The sequence below is a fragment of the Intrasporangium mesophilum genome, assembly GCF_054783095.1.
The window spans coordinates 204,478-221,999 of sequence record NZ_BAAGRF010000009.1 but is presented as its reverse complement, the minus strand read 5'-3'; the positions used below and the strand labels follow the sequence as shown (position 1 = coordinate 221,999).

14 protein-coding genes are annotated in these 17,522 nt (G+C 71.2%); all 14 read right to left on the bottom strand.

Translation table 11 applies throughout. The annotated features are described in order from the left end of the window. Positions 1-58: 58 nt before the first annotated feature. The gene (locus ACYVLP_RS08495) at positions 59-1,213 is read right to left on the bottom strand and encodes a sortase domain-containing protein (protein WP_460626907.1); all 1,155 of its coding nucleotides are present in this window, start codon (positions 1,211-1,213) and stop codon (positions 59-61) included. Positions 1,214-1,232: 19 nt separating this feature from the next. Next, complete coding sequence (locus ACYVLP_RS08490) at positions 1,233-2,069, bottom strand: hypothetical protein (RefSeq protein ID WP_460626906.1); 837 nt, start codon at positions 2,067-2,069, stop codon at positions 1,233-1,235. A gap of 130 nt (positions 2,070-2,199) precedes the next feature. Beyond that, on the bottom strand, positions 2,200-3,624 hold the full coding sequence (locus ACYVLP_RS08485; RefSeq protein ID WP_460626905.1) for a hypothetical protein: 1,425 nt from the start codon (positions 3,622-3,624) through the stop codon (positions 2,200-2,202). Positions 3,625-3,626: 2 nt separating this feature from the next. Further along, on the bottom strand, positions 3,627-4,826 hold the full coding sequence (locus tag ACYVLP_RS08480) for a COG1470 family protein (RefSeq protein WP_460626904.1): 1,200 nt from the start codon (positions 4,824-4,826) through the stop codon (positions 3,627-3,629). A gap of 100 nt (positions 4,827-4,926) precedes the next feature. Next, positions 4,927-6,546 carry an Ig-like domain-containing protein gene (locus ACYVLP_RS08475; protein ID WP_460626903.1) on the bottom strand — a complete coding sequence of 540 codons (1,620 nt, stop codon included), beginning with the start codon at positions 6,544-6,546 and terminating at the stop codon, positions 4,927-4,929. A 117-nt stretch (positions 6,547-6,663) separates the two neighbouring features. Further along, positions 6,664-7,653 carry a hypothetical protein gene (locus ACYVLP_RS08470; RefSeq protein ID WP_460626902.1) on the bottom strand — a complete coding sequence of 330 codons (990 nt, stop codon included), beginning with the start codon at positions 7,651-7,653 and terminating at the stop codon, positions 6,664-6,666. 99 nt (positions 7,654-7,752) lie between these two features. Continuing rightward, entirely contained in the window at positions 7,753-10,473 is a 2,721-nt protein-coding gene (locus ACYVLP_RS08465; protein WP_460626901.1) for a hypothetical protein, read from the bottom strand. A gap of 5 nt (positions 10,474-10,478) precedes the next feature. Beyond that, entirely contained in the window at positions 10,479-12,200 is a 1,722-nt protein-coding gene (gene pstS, locus ACYVLP_RS08460) for a phosphate ABC transporter substrate-binding protein PstS (protein WP_460626900.1), read from the bottom strand. Continuing rightward, positions 12,197-13,540 (bottom strand): phosphate ABC transporter permease PstA, encoded by a 1,344-nt coding sequence (gene pstA / locus ACYVLP_RS08455; protein WP_460626899.1) that lies wholly within the window; start codon positions 13,538-13,540, stop codon positions 12,197-12,199. The genes pstS and pstA overlap by 4 nt, the downstream gene beginning before the upstream one ends. Then, positions 13,537-14,580 carry a phosphate ABC transporter permease subunit PstC gene (gene pstC / locus ACYVLP_RS08450; RefSeq protein WP_460626898.1) on the bottom strand — a complete coding sequence of 348 codons (1,044 nt, stop codon included), beginning with the start codon at positions 14,578-14,580 and terminating at the stop codon, positions 13,537-13,539. Before pstC ends, pstA begins: the two co-directional genes overlap by 4 nt. A 252-nt stretch (positions 14,581-14,832) precedes the next feature. Then, entirely contained in the window at positions 14,833-15,264 is a 432-nt protein-coding gene (locus tag ACYVLP_RS08445) for a hypothetical protein (RefSeq protein WP_460626897.1), read from the bottom strand. Positions 15,265-15,392: 128 nt separating this feature from the next. Further along, positions 15,393-15,566, bottom strand: coding sequence for a hypothetical protein (locus tag ACYVLP_RS08440; RefSeq protein WP_460626896.1), 174 nt, complete (start codon positions 15,564-15,566; stop codon positions 15,393-15,395). Beyond that, positions 15,563-16,351, bottom strand: a complete 789-nt coding sequence (locus ACYVLP_RS08435; protein WP_460626895.1) for a class E sortase — start codon at positions 16,349-16,351, stop codon at positions 15,563-15,565. The genes ACYVLP_RS08440 and ACYVLP_RS08435 overlap by 4 nt, the downstream gene beginning before the upstream one ends. Positions 16,352-16,398: 47 nt before the next feature. After that, a complete protein-coding gene (locus ACYVLP_RS08430) occupies positions 16,399-17,409 on the bottom strand; it encodes a WxL protein peptidoglycan domain-containing protein (RefSeq protein WP_460626894.1) in 1,011 nt (336 codons plus the stop codon). Positions 17,410-17,522: the final 113 nt, after the last annotated feature.

The following is a 17,522-nucleotide window of genomic DNA, read 5'->3' as shown; positions in this document are numbered from 1 at the left end:
CCGCTCCGGGTCAGCTCGTCCGTGTCGGTCATCGTGGGGTCCTTCTCGGGTGTGGCGGTCACAGCAGGTTGGGCAGGAGCGTGGCGACGCTGTCGGCGAGCCCGAGGCCGAGAGCGGTGATGAGCGGGACGCCGGCGAGCCACGCCTGACGCGGGCCCCAGCGGCGCCGCGCCCAGGCGACCCCGGCGGCGGCGACAGCGACCGCCTGGGACCAGAGGACGATCGCGAACCACCCCGACGGGTCCCCCTGCATCGGGTCGGATGCGGGCTCGTCGGGGAAGACCGCAGCTGCGCCGACCGGCTGCGCGTCAGAGCGCAGCACCGCGTCGACGATGACGGGCTGGTCGGGCATGAAGGCCCGCCCGTCGGCGGTCATCAGCACCAGGCGCCCCTGGCCGGCGTCGCGCCGGGGCACGGGGTCGCCGGGCTTGCGGAACCCGGTGACTTCGTACCGGTGCTCGCCCTGGCCCGTCGTGACGAGGATGTCGTCGCCGACGAGCAGGTCGGGCAGGTCCCGGAAGGGCGCTCCGTAGGCCCAGCGTCGACCGAGGATCTGGCTCCAGCCCACCTGGCCCGGCATCGAGCTCGACCTCGTGTGGCCGGGCCCGTCCCGCGTCACGGCCGAGGTCGTGTCCTCGAGGACGACGAGATCCCGCACCCCGATCGCCGGAATGCTGAGCAGCGCGACCGGCGTGCCGGCTGGGAGCAGCATCGGCTGCGGCGCCTGCTGCTCGGGCGCTTGTGTGGACGAGTTGCCTTGTGCCGCAGTCTGATCCGTCGGCACCTGCGCGCCCTCGACCTCCGGCTCCTCGACGAAGGTCGGCCCCACGGGCGCGGTCCCCGCGGACAGTGCGGCCCGGAAGTCGTCGTACGCCAGCTGCTGCGCACGGGAGTAGGAGAGCTGGCTCACGACGGCGATGTAGAAGCAGAACGAGACGAGGATCAGCCCGACGAGGCTCAGCACCGCACCGGGCAGCCACAGCTTGCTCTGCTCGGGGGCAGGCCCGTCGGAGGGGTATGCCGCAGGGTCGGGTGGCAGGTCGGCCACCGACCCGTCGGCCGGGTCCCTCGGCCCCCCGGCGGCCAGGTCGGCTGGCGGCCCGTCGGTCGGCCCGTCGGTCGGCCCGTCGGTCGGCCCGTCGGTCGGCTCGGCGGTCGGGTCGGTGGTCGGCTCGGCGGGGGCGCTCGCCGAGCCATCGGTCGTGATCGTCATGCGTGGCTACGGCCCGTGCTCAGGGCGTGACGTCGAGACGTCGCCGGACGAACAGCATCGTGCCGCCCGTCCCGACCAGGCCGAGACCGAGCGTGCCGAGCAGGAAGACCGAGGCCCCCGTGTCGGCGAGCTGCCCGCCCGTGCCCGAGTCGTCCGAGCTCGCCGAGCCGTCGGGCTCTGAGGAGCTCGGCTCGCCGGTCTCACTCGAGTCCGTCGTCGTGCCGGGCTTGGTCGAGGTGGTGGTCGCGGGCGAGGTGGAGGTCGTCGGCTTCGTCGTCGAGGTAGTGGGCGGCGGAGTGGCGCCGGTCGCCTTCCACTCCGTCGGCGACGTGAAGGTGACGGTCCCCTGGAACCGGTCGTAGACCACGTTGCCGAGGTTGTTGGTGCAACGCAGCTCGAGAGTCCAGACACCCGGCACGATCGGGGCGTGGTACTGGTCGGACCACTGCTGCATCGTCTGCGACGAGAAGACGGAGAGCGGGCCGGGCAGGCCCACTGACGTGGGCGTGTAGAGGTTCTGGTCTGCCCACTGGTCCGCGGCCGCCTGGTCAGCCGAGCTGCTCGGCTGGATCTGGGCGACGAGGAGCTTGTGCTTGGTCGCCTCGGCGCTGCAGGCCTTGGAGGCCGTCACCATGATGGAGTCGTTGTTCGTGCCGTGCGGCGTCGTCTGGTCGGACTGCTTGACGATGCTCGACAGCGGCTGGACGGCCGGGAGCCCGTCTGCTGCGGCGACCTGCGTTGTCGCGGACGCAGCGCCGCTCGCCGCGGCAGGACCCCCGGCGGCGATGACCACGGCGGCGGCGACCGCCACGAGCCCTGACCCGGTCAGAGCGAGGGGGAGGACGTTCTTGTTCACGATGGTCCTTCGGGTTCGGATGGGAACGGAGCGCGGGTTCCTTCCGCCGCGGTCAACCTAGGGACCGCGCGCGGCCACCGGCTCGTGGGCAGGTGAACAGGCGACGAACGGGGGCCGGAGGGCATCAGGGTCAACCCACCGTGAAGGTGATGGTCGTCGTGTAGCGGCCGGGGAGCGTCGAGGTGGGCACGTCCTTGAGCACCAGTCGGGCGCGGACGTCAACGGACCCCGTGCCGGCTCCCGGGGCTGCGCGGGCGAACTCGACGGGCCCGGACGGGCGGTTCGCCGCCGGCGGGATGTCCCGGACGTCGAGCGTCGTGATCGCGTCGCCGGGCACGTAGGCGGGGGTCACGTCCACGAACCCGGCGTATGCCGCCGAGATCCGGTCCGCACCACGCCCCCCGACGAGGTCGGCGAGGACGAGCGACGCCGACCAGCCCGGGTTCCCGGCCCGAGTGTCCGTGACCCGGACGGCGTCGAACGGCGCCGCGGCCGAGTACGCACGGCCGTCTGCCGACAGCACGAGGCTGCCGAGATCGAGCGGGTTGGCCGGCGTGTAGGGAGTGAAGATCGCCAGCGACCCCGTCGGCACGGTGGTGGTGATCGATCCCGTCGCGCTCAGCGCGTCGGGATCCGCCGGAGCGCCGTATGCCGCGTCGACGGTTCGTGAGTCCAGCGGAGTCGTCGACCCGGCCGGGACGATGCTCACTGCGAAGGTGTGCGCGCCCTGCGCAAAGGCGGACGACACGAAGACACAGCTGCCCGACGCGTCGAGCGGCACCGTGCCGATCGTGGCATCGATGTCACTGAACGTGCACTGCCCGCCGGAGCCCGGTGGCTGGATAGAACCCGTGAGCCGAACCTGTTGGTACGCAGGGCCGTTCGTCGGGGTGACGCTCAGGGAGACACCCTCAGGTGAAGTCGGCGAGGTTGTGCTCGAACCCGCGCCCGCGGCCGAGCTCGACGGCACAGAGCCCGAGGTGTCGCCCCCCTTCGCTCCCACCGATGGCGTGAGCACCGGCGCGACCGTCGACGTCCCAGTGGCAGCCGGAAGCGGGTCGGCCGTCCAGTGGGCGGCACTGTCGAAGGTCAGGCTGCCGCGCCAGTCGTCGACCAGGTTGCCGTTCGCGTCCTGGCAGGCCAGGAGCAGGTCCCAGCGACCTGCGACGATCTGGTGGGTCAGCGTGTCGGCGAGGTCGACGAACGAGCTGAGCCGAGCGACGACCGCGTGCGACGGCGGCGGGGACGACTGTGCGAAGACCAGCTCGCCGCGCCAGGCATCGGCGCGCGGCTGGTCGGCAGGCACTGCTGCCGTGACCTTGCTGACCATGACGACCGACCGGGTCGCCGATGCGCTGCACGGCCCGCCCGCAGTGAGCAGCAGCGGGTCCGTGGCCGCCCCGTCGGTGCGGGAGCTGTTGTCGGCGTTGGCGACCGACGCGAGAGACCCGGTCGCCGCGGGGGCCGCGGGAGCGAGACTCAGCTGCATACCCATGACCGCGAACGCGGTCGCCGCCGTGAGCAGCCCGCGTCTGGTCCGGGAGGGACCGTGCATGGTCAGACGCCGACGAGCTCGCGCTCGTCGCTCTGCTTGCGGGTGCGCTTCGACGCCCGGGCGGTGCCGCGATCGGTGCCGGAAGGGCGCAGCCGCCGCGACAGCATGCGGCCGAGCAGGCCCAGGCCGACGAGGATGAGGATGACGAGCCACCAGGCGAGGGCGGCAAAGCCACGAGACTCGGTCACCTGGCCCAGGTTCGGCTTCGCTGCCGCCACCGCGGCCTGCGGTGTTGCGGTCACGCGGGCGCCGGCCCACAGGGTCGGCCAGACGCCGGTCACCTTCTGGGTGAAGGTCTGGGAGTTGTGCGGCAGCAGCTCGGCGACGGGGTCGAGGTCGACGGTCTGGCTGCCGAGGCCGAACGGCCCGGCGACGCGGATCGCGGGGTCGAAGCCCATCCGAACGTTGCCGCTGTTGACGACCGTGTACGTGACCGTCGCATCGCCCGACTGCCAGGGCAGGACGGGCGCCCGGTAGTCGACGTGGAGCTCGGAGACCATGAGGCCTGGCTTCACGTCACCGGCGACGGTGACGTAGACGCGCGCCGCGACGCGCTGCTCGAGCTTGACGTTCTGCCCCTGCGGGTTCTTGCTCATCGTGGTGAGGATCGCGACGACGGCGGCGCCGTGGTCACCGGGGTCGGCGTTCTTCGGGACCGAGATCGTCACCGGAAGGATCACACGTCCCGGGGCGCCCGAGCGGGAACGACCGGGCACCGTGACGGCCTTGTTCCCACCCTTGATGGTGATCCACGCCCCGAGGTCGTGCGGCTGCTCGCCCGTGGGCTGGACCGCGAAGCCGCCCTCGTTGGTGTTGAGCGCGTCGGCCGGGGCGATGCCGAGGACGAGCGGCCGGTCGCTGTAGTTGACCAGGGCCACATGGTCGAACGCGGTCGCTCCGGGCACCAGGCCGTACGAGAAGAAGGCGCGCTGGTCGATCCCCCTCGGGGTGGCCGGCACGACGCCGAAACCGACCCGCTTGGGGTCCTCGGCGGTGACCGCGGCGGCTGGCCCGGAGGGACGCACGGTCGCGTGCGCCGGGGGCTGGGAGGCCCCGGCCATCAGGCTCGCACGGGTGACGGGCGAGGTCGGGCTCGCGAGCACGGGCGCCGCGGGGGCGAGCGACGCAGTCGCGGCGAGCGCGGCTCCGGCGACGAGGACGCGAGACGCGCGAAGAGCACGATCGGGGCGCAGGATGCTCACGGTGTTTCCAATCAGGCTGTGCGACAATGGATTCCGCCCACCATGCTGGGTCCGCACCGAGGCGCGGACCCAGCCGGGCGGCATACGGGGTGGTGCTGGGTCAGCCCACCGTGAAGGTCACGGTGGTGGTGTAGAGACCCGGCTTCGTCGACGTGGGCACGTCCTTGAGGACGAAGTTGCCCTTGATGTCGACGGAACCGGTGCCGTGGCCCGGGAGGGCCTGGGCGAACTGCGCCGGAGCCGCGACGTATGCCGGGTCGTTGGCCGGGACGTCGGCGACGTTGATGCTCTGGACCGCGTTGCCCGAGATGTACGACGGCGCGACGCCGACGAAGCCGGAGTACTTCGCGTCGATCTTGTCGGCCGGGTTGGCACCGACGAAGTCCGCGCGGAGCAGCGAGGCTGCCCAGCCCGGGTTGCCGGCCCGGGTGTCGGTCACCGTCACCTTGTCGAACGGAGCGGAGGCCGAGTAGCTCGAGCCGTTCGCCGCGAGCACCATGTCACCCAGGTTGAGCGGGTTGGCCGGCGTGTACGGCGTGAAGATCGACAGGTTGCCGGCCGGGACGGTGACGACGATCGACTGCTCGTCCGGCGTGGCCGTCGGAGCGTCGAAGGTGGCCGCCACGTCCGCCGACGTCGCCGGCTTGAACACCGAGGAGTCGGCCGGGACGAACTTCATCGAGAACGTGTGCGCACCGGCGCCGAAGGTCGCCGCCGCGAACGTGCACGCACCCGTGGCGCTGACCGGAGCCGAGCCGACCTTCTGCGAGCCGTCGTAGAAGTCGCACGCACCGACCGGGATGACGGCCGGGCTCGAGGTGTTCGCGACGGTCCCGCTGAAGGAGACGGTCTGGTATGCCGCTCCCGCCAAGGGAGATGCGGAGAGCGAAGCCGTCGTGTCGGCGGCCGGGGCCGCGTTGACGGCGAGGGTGACTGCGGCCGACGTCGAGCCCGAGTAGCTCGAGTCGCCGAGGTACTTGGCCGTGATGCTGCGCGAGCCCGCGGCGAACGCCTTGGCCACGGTGGCCTGGCCGGACGCGTCGATGGCGCCCGTGCCGAGCGAGAGGGCACCGTCGAAGAACTCGACCGAGCCGGTGAGCGGGGCGACCTGCGACGGGTCGCCCTTGGTGACGTTGGCCGTCAGGGTCACGTTCTGGCCGGTGGTCGCCGGGTTCGGCGACACGGCAACGGTGGTCGACGTGGCCGGCAGCGACGGGAGGTAGCCCGTCCACGACGTCGCCGAGTTGATCGTCAGCGAGCCCGAGAACGTGTTGTAGACGGTGTTGCCCAGGTTGTTCTGGCAGACGAGGCTCAGCGTCATCGTGCCGGGCACGATCTGGGCGGACAGCAGGTCCGCCTTCTGCTGGAGCGTCGTCGAGGAGAAGACCGTCAGCGGGCCGGGCAGGCCCACGGCGATCGGCGAGTAGAGGTTCTGGGTCTTCCACTTGTCGGCCTCGGCCTGCTGGGCCGCGTCCGTCGCGACATAGTCGGCGACGAACAGCTTGTGCCGGGTCGCCAGCGGGTCACACGCGGCCGGAGCCTTGACCTCGATGGCGTTGTTCTGCGTTCCCGACGCGGTCTGCGGCGAGACGGCATAGGCGGCGATGTAGACGAGATCGCCCGGAGCTGCCGACGCCGACGGTGCAGCGACGAACGTCCCACCGGCGGCGGCCGCGATGACGGCCCCCGTGGTGATGACGCGCTTCACCATGGTGCGCATGGTTGTCCTTTCACGTTTTCGCTTCTCTGGAGGTGGAGCGACCCGGTGCGTTTGGCACCGAGGATCTGGGACCCGGGCGGCGCCGCTCGGCGACGCCGCCCGGGTGGACGTCGTCCGTCAGCAGGTGCTGGGGATGAAGCCGAACTTGTTGATGACGGCCTTGCCCTGGGTGCAGAGCGCCGACTTGCCGCTGCCGTCGTTGACGAAGACCTTGTAGCCCAGCGACGCGGTGTCGTTGAAGGTCTGGGTCGGCAGGATGTTGCCGACCGTGCGCAAGGTGGTCTGGGCCGGGTTCTGGATCAGCGGGCTGACGCCGTCGATGGTGCCGAGCTGGGCCGAGCCGCGACGGTCGGGCACGACGCCGAACATCTGCGACAGGTACTGCGCGACCGAGATCGGGACGATGTCCTTCTTGCTGGTCAGGACCAGGCCGCTGTGCTCCTGGATCGGCACACCACCGATGGTGTCCTTGACGCACGACGGCAGGGTCGTCGCGTTGATGCCCATCAGCGTGGCCCAGCTGGTCCGAGTGCCCGAGCCCGACTGCGGGATGAGCGGCTGGAACGTGCCCACGATCGACGGGTCGCACTTGTAGATGAGTTGGAGGTCGCTCAGAGAGGACGACGAGCCGATGTCGCCGCCGTTCGGGTAGGCGTAGGTCAGGCCGTCCGACGCCATCGGCACGAAGGTCTGGTTCGCGTTGACCGACGTGCTCGACGAGCGCGCGAAGTCGATGCAGCCGGACAGCGGGTCGGTCCCCGTCATCGCCTTGGTCAGCAGGTCGCGGCCGGCGCCCGAGCCGTTGGCGCGGGGAGTGCCGCCGCCGTTGGTGGTGTTGCAGTTCGGCAGCTGCGCCTCGGTCTTGGTGGAGACGAGCTGGTTGGCGGGCGTCGGGTCGTAGGAGCCGAAGGCCTTGGAGCCGTTGATGACGACGACCTCGGACAGGCCGTTCATGACCTCGAAGGTCGTGTCGGAACCCATGCCGGCGAGCGGACGGTAGGTGCCGACGGGGTCACCGACCGGGTCGGCCGATGCCGGGGAGGCCGACGCGACGAAGGCCGCGGTGAGGCCGATGGCCGCGAGGGCCATTCCCTTGTGCAGCTTCACGATTTCTCCTTGTGGCTGGTGCTTCTCTGGAGGAGGGCCGTGGCACCGAAGGCCTCGACCGACCCGTGCGGCTGGTGGCCGCCGGGAGCTTGGGTGAGGTCACGCATCGCGGCGACCCCCGTTCGCCCGCCAGACCATGACCCGGCCCGCACCGCCGGCGAGCAGTCCCACGGCGGCGAGGACCGGCAGCAGGGCGGGGCTCAGCGCGTCCAGGACACTTCTGGTGAAGGCCAGCGGACCGGTCGAGGGGGCGGCAGGCGCGGCGGGGGCGGCCGGCGGCACCGCGCCGGGGACCGCAGGCGCGGCGACCGGTGGCGCGGCCACGGGCGGCGCCCCGTCGTCCCCCGGAGGCGTGATCGGCGATGGCGGTCCCCCGTTCGGCGTGGGTCCATCCGTTGCCGGCGAGCCCGAGGGCGGCGACGCGGGTGGCTCGGACGCCGGCGGCGTCAGAGCCTTCGCGGTCCGGATCGCCTGCGCGGCGTTGACCGCCTGCACCTGGTACGGACCGGTGAGCGGCGTGTAACCGGCCGGGAGGTCCCCAGGCTCGATGCCGGGCCGCTGGCCGTCGGTGGCGACCACATCGAGGAAGTTGGCGTAGTCCTTGCGCGCCTGCGCGTCCAGGCGCGCCGGGTTGGTCATCGCGTACGACAGCCGGGTCAGCGGGTAGCCCGCCCCCTTGACCGACGTGGGGTCGATCCGGTTGACGCCGGTGGTCCTGGTGGCCACCGCCTGGGCGAGCGCAGCGCGCATCGCGTCCGAGGTCGGGGTGACGTAGGCACCGTCCTTGTTGCGCAACGATGCCGACACGAGGCCGCGCCGGGCCGCCGACGGGGTGTCGGTGAGGGCGATCAGCGCGCGCTGTCCGACCAGCTGAGGCTCGGGTTTGGCCTGCTTGATGTTCCCGACGTCGTCCACGAAGGACTCGCTGCCGCTGGGCTGGCCGCGCGAGGTGAGCGCGGCGGCCTGGTCGAGCGAGTTGACGTAGGGCGCGGCGTCGAGCGCGCAGAGGCGCTGGGTGCTGCCGCTGCCGTTGCCGATCGCGACGTCGGTGCAGGCCTCCTCGAGGCGCGGGATGTTGCTCAGCACGTCGCCGGCGCTTTCGTAGCGGCTCAGCCCCTGGTAGTACGAGTTGACGGTCATGCCCCACTCGTCGGGCTTGCCGTCGAGGAAGGCACGAGCGTCCGCGTCGCCGAGGATCCACTCCCACAGCTCCTTGACGCCGTCGGACGCGTCGGGGGCGACATAGATCCGCGCGAGCTCACGCCGGTCGTTGCGGATCTCCGTGACGTCGTCGGACAGGATGCTCGTGGCATTCAGCGCCTTGAACTCCGGGTCGTCGATGAGCGAGAGCGGCGCCTTGTCGAGATGGGCTGGACCCCCGCCCGTGATCCACGTGCTGTAGCGATAGGACTCGGTGAGCAGCTTGGCCACGAGACGCTGGTTGAGCTTGAGATGCTCCACGCGAGTGCCGCCGAAGGGTCGCAGCTCGGGCCGGCTCGCCGAGTTGTAGGCGCGCTCGATGAAGACGCTGATCGTCATCCCGGACACCGCGACGGGCGCGTAGACCACCTTGCCCTCCTCGGGTGGGATCGTGTCGGGCGCAAGCGGATCCGTAGCGATCGAGAGCTTGGGCAGGTCGGTGCGCGCCGTCGCCCGCGCGATGTCGTCCGTCGTCGTCGCGTAGAAGTAGCCCTGGCCTCCCGCGCAGAGCGGGATCTGCCACGAGGACATCGCGACGCTGAGCGACTCCTGACCGACGACGGGTCGCTCGACGCCACCGAGCGCGCAGGGCTCTCGCACCGGGAGGAAGTCGAGCGGGAAGGTGATCCGGTTGGCCCAGTTGGACAGGCTCAGCGGCGAGGAGTAGAGCACTCGCTCCGAACCACCCGGACGGGTGACCACGTCGTCGCCGTTGGAGTCGATGCGGTCGCGAGGCACGACGACGAGCCAGCAGCCGCGGCCCTTGACCCCGATCGCCGTCCCCGGCGCGGGCTGGCGAGCACCGCAGCCGAGGAACTGCGACTCGTACGTTGTCTGCGTCTCGAAGAACACCGAGCCGGTGCCGTCGCCGTTCGTCCGGGCGAGCGGCACCTCGTTGGTGCCGAAGCGGTCGAAGAACTTCGAGGTCACCGAGTCCGTGTCGACCTCGCCGTCAGGGAAGGTCGTGGTGGGGCTCGCGCGCATCGGGACGATGCCGGCGGTGAGGCGGCCGTTGACGGACGTGGCCGGGTAGCCGTGGACGGTGTCCGCGGTCTCGGCCGGGTCCGTCGACAGCGTGACGGCTTGGCCGAAGACGTTCACCGGCGAGACCACCCGGCTCACGGCATACGCCCGCTCGTCGTTGTTGAACGGCGTGACCCGCGTGTTGATGCCGTCGATGAGGCTGAACTGACCGCCGTACTGGCACTGTTCCCGTGACGGCCCGCTCGGGTCGTCACCCCAGCACTGGAAGATGCTGAGGTAGTTGTACGACCACTGCGTATCCGACTGTGTCGCATGCGAACCCGGGTCGCTGCCGCCCCACTTCCAGGAGACCTTGACGGCCTCGTCGGTGAGGTTGGTCGTCTTGCCGACCGTGACCGACAGGTCGGCGAAGCGGCCCTTGCCGCCCTTGGTGAGAGCCGACTCGGTGACGAAAGGGTCGTCGCTCGCCGCGAGTGCCGAGCCTGCGGCGAGTGCCGGGAGGGCGACGACGAGGGCTGCCGCCAGTGCTGCGGCAGCTCTCGTGAGGCGGCGACGGGTCGAGCGCGCGTCGGGCGCGGGACACCGACGCCATGCGGGGCGTATGCCGTGAGCCCGGGGCCGTGGGTAGGCGCGCATCGCCATCACTTCCGTCCCGGCCTGCGGCTGAGCAGGGGCGGGCCGAGGGTCGCGGCGAGCAGCGCCAACCCGGCAATGAGCATGAGGGTGTGCTCGCCGCGCCAGCCCTTGCGGGCGGCGACCTCCTGCGACACGGCCTGGGCGAGCACCGCGCCGTCCCCGCTGCCACCGCCGGCAGCCACGGTCTCGCCGAACTCGTTCACCGCCGGGGTCACCGCACCGCCCGGGCCCGGTGCTCCGACCTGGCCGGTGCCTCCCGTCGTGCCCGGCGTCGCTCCCGTGCCCGAGCCGGTCCCGCCGGTCGCACCAGGGCGGCCGTTCGACCCGGTGCCGGCGCCGTTCGTGCCGTTGCCGTTGGAGCCGGTGCCGCTGGAGCCGTTGGAGCCGGTCGAGCCGTTGCCGTTGGAGCCGTTGGCGCCCTGCCCGGCCGCCGGGCTGCGCTCGGCGACGGTCCCGCACTGGAGCGGGCCGGCCTTGTCGCACTGCTGCGGCATCGTGGCTGTCTTGGCGAGGGTGTTCTCGCCGCTAGCGCTGAAGGTCGGGTTGTTGCACTTGCTGACGTCGATGCGCTGGACGTCGACGCCGGGGATCCGCCGGACCTGCGCCAGTCCCGCCTTGACGAGGTTGATCGGCAGCGGTGAGTAGCCGAGGACGTCGGCCTGCTGCTGTCCGGCGCAGAGGAAGTAATAGGCGAAGTCGCCGAGGGTCTTGCCCTTGTCGGTCGTGAAGTTCGCCTCGACCGCGGTCGGCAGGATCATGTACGAGTACGACGAGAGCGGGTAGGCGCGCGGGTCGGCGTTGTTGTAGACGCCGGCGAGCTTCTGGGTCAGGTAGGCCGAAGGGCTCGTGTTCCTCGTCTCGATCTGGGCGCCGAGCAGGCCGACCGCGACGTTCTCCGCGGTGGGCAGCGTGTAGTAGCCGGCGCGGTTGAGCACCTTGACGACCGGGAAGCCGGCGTTCTTGGCATAGGAGTACTCGACGTAGGTGATCGCGCCGTCGTTCTGCGCCTGCCGGACGAACCCGGCCACGCCGTTGGAGCCTGACTTCGACTGGAAGCCCCCGCCCGGTGGCACTGGGTAGTTCGACGTCTGGGTGCACGGGCTCTTGCCGACCTTCCGGCAGAACGCGCCATAGACGGAGCCCTGCTGCGCCACCATCCAGGCCGTGAACTGCGCCGACGTGCCCGAGCCGTCGGACCGCACGACGGGCACGATCCGCTTGGCCGGTAGCCGCAGACCTGGGTTCTCGCTCGCGATCTGCGGGTCGTTCCAGCGCGTGATGGCGCCGGTGAAGATCTTCGCGACGCTGCTGCCCGACAGGCGCAGAGCGGTGAGCCTCCGCCCACCGACCGTGAGGTTGTACATGAACGACGTGCCACCGGCGACGATCGGCATGTACGCGAACTTCCGTGGTGGGATCGGGTCCTGGCTCGCGCCGTCCGGGACCCCGTACGGGATCTCCGACACGGCGAAGTCGACGGTGCCGTTGGCGAACTGCTGACGCCCGACGCTCGACCCGGTGTCGCTGTAGTCGACCGTCATGCCGTACTGCCGCACGTTGGCGATCCACTGCTGCAGCGCGTTGGCACTCCACGTGGAGCCCGAGCCCGACACGCGCTTGTAGGTGTCGGCGTATGCCGGTGCCACCAGTCCCACACTGCCCGCGCCCGTCACGAGGGTCGCCACGAACAGCGCCACCAAGGCGCGCCGGAGCGTCGCGGTCGTCATCGGTCTCCCTTGTCGTCGGTGTCGTCTGGCGCCGCCGGGGCGAGCGCGGCTTCCTCGCGCTGGCGGGCCAGCTCGGCGTCGGCAGCCGCGAGCTCGTCGAAGTAGGCGAGGTCCTCGGCCGAGCGCCGCGCGCGCCGCCTGCGTTGCCGCTTGGTCAGGTCTCCGGGCGCCCGCCCCCCGAGCACCCGCGCGGCGACGAAGAGCAGCAGGACGAGGACCATGAGCACGGTCGCTGCGCCGAAACCTCTTGCGACATAACCGGGCTCGGGCGACTTGGTCATGCTGAAGGTGAGCAGCGGGAGGGACACCATCGGACCGTGGAGCGGGTCGACGTTGAAGCCGGTGGTGTATCCGGCCGTGAGGAGCACGGGAGAGGTCTCGCCGATGCCTCGGGCCGTGCCGAGGATGATCGCGGTCATCAGGCCGGACCGGGCGGTGGGCAGCACGACGTGCCAGATGACCTTCCAGCGGGGCGCGCCGAGTGCCTCAGCGGCCTCCTTGAGGTTGCCGGGCACGAGCCGCAGCACCACGTCCGCGGCGCGGATCATGATGGGAAGCATCATCACCGACAGTGCGACCGAGGCCGCGAGACCCGACGTGCTCCCCCAGTGGAAGCGCTCCTGCAGCGTGATGATCGCGGCGTAGACGAAGAGCCCGGCGACCACCGACGGCAGCGCGGTCATCGCCTCCACGATCGTGCGGACGAACCGTGCGAAGGGGCTCCGGCTCTCGGACAGGAAGACCGCGCAGACGACGGCGAGAGGGATCGTGATCGCGAGCGCGATGGTGATCATGACGAGCGTGCCGACGATGGCGTGCTTGACGCCACCCGACGAGAGCGGAGCGAGCGGCCCTGTCTCCGCCATGTCCTCGGTGTAGAAGTTCGCGTGCGTGAGCACACTGAGTCCCTGCCAGAGCGCGAAGGCGACGACCACGACGAGACCGAGGAGCATCACCAGGCCGAGGCTGTGCGCCAGGACGGACGCCACCCGGTCCTTGACGAGCTCGCGGTCGCCGTCCATCCGGACCAGCAGCACGTAGCAGCCGAGGAACGCACCGAACGCGAGCACGATGAAGCCGAGCGTGCCGGAGAACGGGGCGATGACGTAGTAGGTGATCGCGGCCAGCCCGACACCCGCACCGAGGGCCCCCAGCACGGCGAGGACATCCTCCTGCCGGACGCCCTTGGCGGTGCGACGCACCTCGGCTGGTCCCGATGGCCCGTGCCCCGCAACGGATTTCGCAGCAACGCCACCAGACGCGAGGTAAGCCTCCGAAGGCGCCGCACCGGACGGCATACCCTCCTCGGTGGTCTCGGCGGCGCGGACGTCGACGCTCATCCCTCGCTCACCGCCCCGGAGCGGCTCCGCGCGATCGCGGCGGACGCGGAGAAGTTGATGACGAGCGTCATCACGAACAGCGTGAGGCCCGCGGCCATCAGGGCCGACGTAGCGAAGGGCGACGCCTCGCCGTACCGCAGGGCGATGAGGCTGGAGATCGACGACGTGCCGGCCTCGAGGATGTGCGGTTGCACGGCGAAGACGACCGAGATCACCATGAAGACGGCGATCGTCTCGCCGAGGGCCCGGCCGAGGCCGAGCATCGTCCCGCCGATGATGCCGCCGAGGCCGAACGGCAGCACGACGACGCGGATCATCCCCCAGCGGGTCGAGCCGAGTGCGTAGGCGCCCTCCCGCTCGCCGAGCGGCGCCTGCGAGAAGGTCTCGCGCATGATCGAGCACGTGATCGGTGCGACCATCATCGCGACGACGATCCCGGCGACGAAGGTCGACGACGTGAAGAGCGAGCCCGACAGCTGCGGGTCATCGGGGTTGAACGGCTGACCGTCCTGGTCGACGCGAAAGAGTGGGAACCAGCCGAGATACGTCGCGAGCCAGCGCGGCAGCCCCTCACCCGTCGGTCCGCTCACGAGTACGTCTGGCTGGAGCATGAACGCGCCCCAGAGCCCGTAGACGACGCTCGGCACCGCGGCCATGAGGTCGACGAGGTTGACGAGCAGCCGCTTGATCGAGACCGGCGCGAACTCGGAGATGTAGAGCGCCGTGCCGAGCGCCAGGGGCACGGCGATCGCGATCGCCGTCAGCCCGATGAGCACGGTGCCCAGCAGAACTCCGGCGATGCCGAAGTTGCGCCCGTCCGGGTCCCACCCGGCGGTCGTGAAGAAGCTCGGGCCCGCGGTCTTGAGCGCGGTCGTCGCGCGGCCGAGCAGGAACAGCCCGATGAGGACCATGATCGCGAGGACGAGTACCCCGCCACCGCGGAGCACCCAACGGAAGCCGACATCCGAGGGGGTATGCCGCTGGGCCAGCCTGCGCGGCACGTCGGCGACAAGCGTGCCCGTGCTGTCCAGCGAATCCATCTGTGCGACAACCGATCCCTAGGCTCCCGAAGCCCCCGCTCCGTCTGACGCGTGAAGTCTCCTGAGCCCCGTGGGCCATGGCGCCTCAGGGCCGTGAACGACAGACGACCGACCTGTGGACGCGTGGGGCACAGCCCACGCCTGTCGGTTGGCGCTGGTCGCCGCTGCGCGGCTAGCCTGAAGCTGCTTTCTCTGGAGGAAAGCGGTGAGGCCCCCGCACCACGTGCGGGGGCCTCACGCTGTGAGCGCCCCTCAGGAGGCGGCGGTGAGCGCCTGCCCGTCCGCGACCCGCCGTCCAGGTGGGCGGGAGCGCGCCGACTGGTCGAAGGTCCGCAGCTGCGGGTTCACCACTGACTCGGCCGCGAGCACGACGAACTGCTTGACGCTCAGCTCGCACTCGATGCGCCGCCGGTAGCCACGGCTCGCGCGCGCCACCGGCTCGTCGTCGAGCAGCAGCGTCCAACGCCACAGCCCGTCGTCGACGCCGCAGGCCAGCGCCCGCTCGAGGCGCTCGAGCCCGGCGACGAGCACCCTGATCGAGGTGACGGCCCCGACCGCGTCGGCGAAGAACTCCGCGCTGCGGCCGAGGTCGCGGTGGTTGGCCGTGATCAGCCGCCACCGGACGTCACCTGTCGACGGGCCCCCGCTCCCGCGCGTGTACACCTGGAACTGTGCTCCAGCCATCGTTCTGACAACCCTCCCCTACCGACCCATCCAGCACTGGCGACGTGTGGAGGGACCAACGGCTGGACCTTCTCGCGGCTGGTGCATCCGGCGGAACCGTGTGGGGCCAGCAACAGACGAACGGCGGGTTAACCCATCGGTTCGGCGGCGCCGACGGTCTGCTCGTTGAGCGGGATCGAGCGCGCCACGAGCGGGAAGACCCACTCGAAGCACACAGCCACGAGCGCGACGACCAGTGCCGCGACGACCAGGCCGCGCAGCCAGGTGGGGCCCGGGAGCCGGTGCCAGAGGGCGGCGATCACTGCTGGCCTCCTGCCGATGAGTACCACTGACGCGGGTCCCACTGTGCCCGCGGCACGGCCGCCTCGAGCCGGCCGTGGACGATCCACCGCCAGGTGGAGGCGTACTTCGGGTGGCAGGCCGTCAGGGTGATGGACGCGACGGTCGGCTTGGCTCCGGGCTTCTCCGGCACCGGGGCGATCGCGGCGATGTGGCTCGGGTCGACGATGGTGTGCTTGCCCATCGTGTAGACGAAGTAGGTCGTCGCGGTCTCGATGATGACGCGGTCGCCCGGCAGCACGCGCTCGATGTCGCGGAAGGGGCCGCCGTACGTCATCCGGTGGCCGGCGAGGGCGAAGTTGCCCACCTGGCCGGGCCACGCGGTGCCGCGGTAGTGGCCGATGCCCTGCTCGAGGTCACTGCGCTTGGTCCCCTCGACGACGGGGACGGCATAGTCGGGGCCCAGTCGCGGGATCCGGACGATGGCGTACACCGTGCCCTCGGGCGGCGCCTCGACGCTACGGGCCACGACGGGGATCCGCGCCACATGGCCTTTGCCCGATGGCACGGGCGGAGCGGTCTGGCCCGGCAGGCGCGGCGCGGCACCGTCCTTGAACTCGCCCTCGAGCTGCTGCACCGACCGCTGGTGCGCGGCGCCCGCGTCGACGTCGGTCCACCAGACCTGCCAGACGGCATACAGCAGCACGAGCATCCCGAGCGCGACGAGGCTCTCACCTGCGAGCCCCAGGTACCGCCGGCCCTTGCGCCGGCGCGGCCGGTCTGAGCGCTCTGGCGTAACGGTCGACATGTGTTCCCTCTCGGCAGGGTGTGGAGGCTTGTCGTCGCCCAGACCGCTCAAACCATCCACAACCGGCTTGCGCGCAGCCCGCGGCGCCGGAGGCGGACGGCCACGACGGCCAGCCCGACGAGCGCCGCGAGGAGCAGGAGGAGCGTCCAAGGAACCGCCCACCCGGTCGCCGACGCGTCGACAGGCGCGAGCGGTGCGGTCGACCCGGCCGGGTCGGTGAGCAAGGGCGTCAGGGTCACCGTCGCGGTTGCGCCGACGGAGGGGACTACACCCTGGACGGGCACGGTGACGGCCCAGGTCTCACCAGGCAGGAGCGCCGGAGAGTCGGGCACCGCACCGCCGCGAACCGGCCAGTGCCCGAGCGGGCCTGCGATACCGACGGACTGCCGTGCCCGGAGCACCGCGTTCCCGGTGTTGCGGATCGTGTAGGTGACGACGGCGCTGCCCGTGCCGAACGGGTTCGCGGTGCCGGCGTAGGCCACCTTCAGGTCCTCGGTCGCGAGGCGCGGCTCGAACGCGCCTCCGACGCGCAGCTGGATGCGCAGGCCGACCCGGCGCTCGACGTCCGAGCCGCCGGCGCCCGCTGCGCTCGGCTGAGTGCGCGAGGCGACGATCCCGCCGAGGTGGTCACCCGCCCGGGCGTCCTTCGGGACGACGACGGTGAACGGGACCGTGACGGACGATCCCGGCTCGACGGTCACCGCCGACCTGGCGGGAGTGACCCAGGCGCCGATGCTCTTCGAGGCCGTGCCCTCGGCGCGCAGGTCGAGGTCGCCTGCCGACGTGGTGTAGCCGTCAGCGGCATACAGTCTCAGGGTGATCGGGGTGCCGCCCTGGTTGCTCACGACGATCGCGTCCTCGAGACGCCCTCCGGGGTTGGCGACGTACGCATAGTTGCGCCGGGCGTTGCCGAAGTGGTTCGACGCCGTCGCGACCGTCCATGTTGCGGCTCCGTCGGCCGTCGCCGTCGCGCGGCCCGCGGCGCTCGCTGCGAGGCCACTACCGGCGATGCCGCCCACGGCGACACCGCCCACTGCGAGCGCCACCGTGAGCACCACGGTGAGCACCCTTCGGAGGAGGGCCGATTCGCCGCCGGCGCCGACCGTGGGTCGTGTGGATCGTGGGTGCATCGGGGCTCCTGGGAAGCGGACGTGCGCTGGTGGGTGACCGC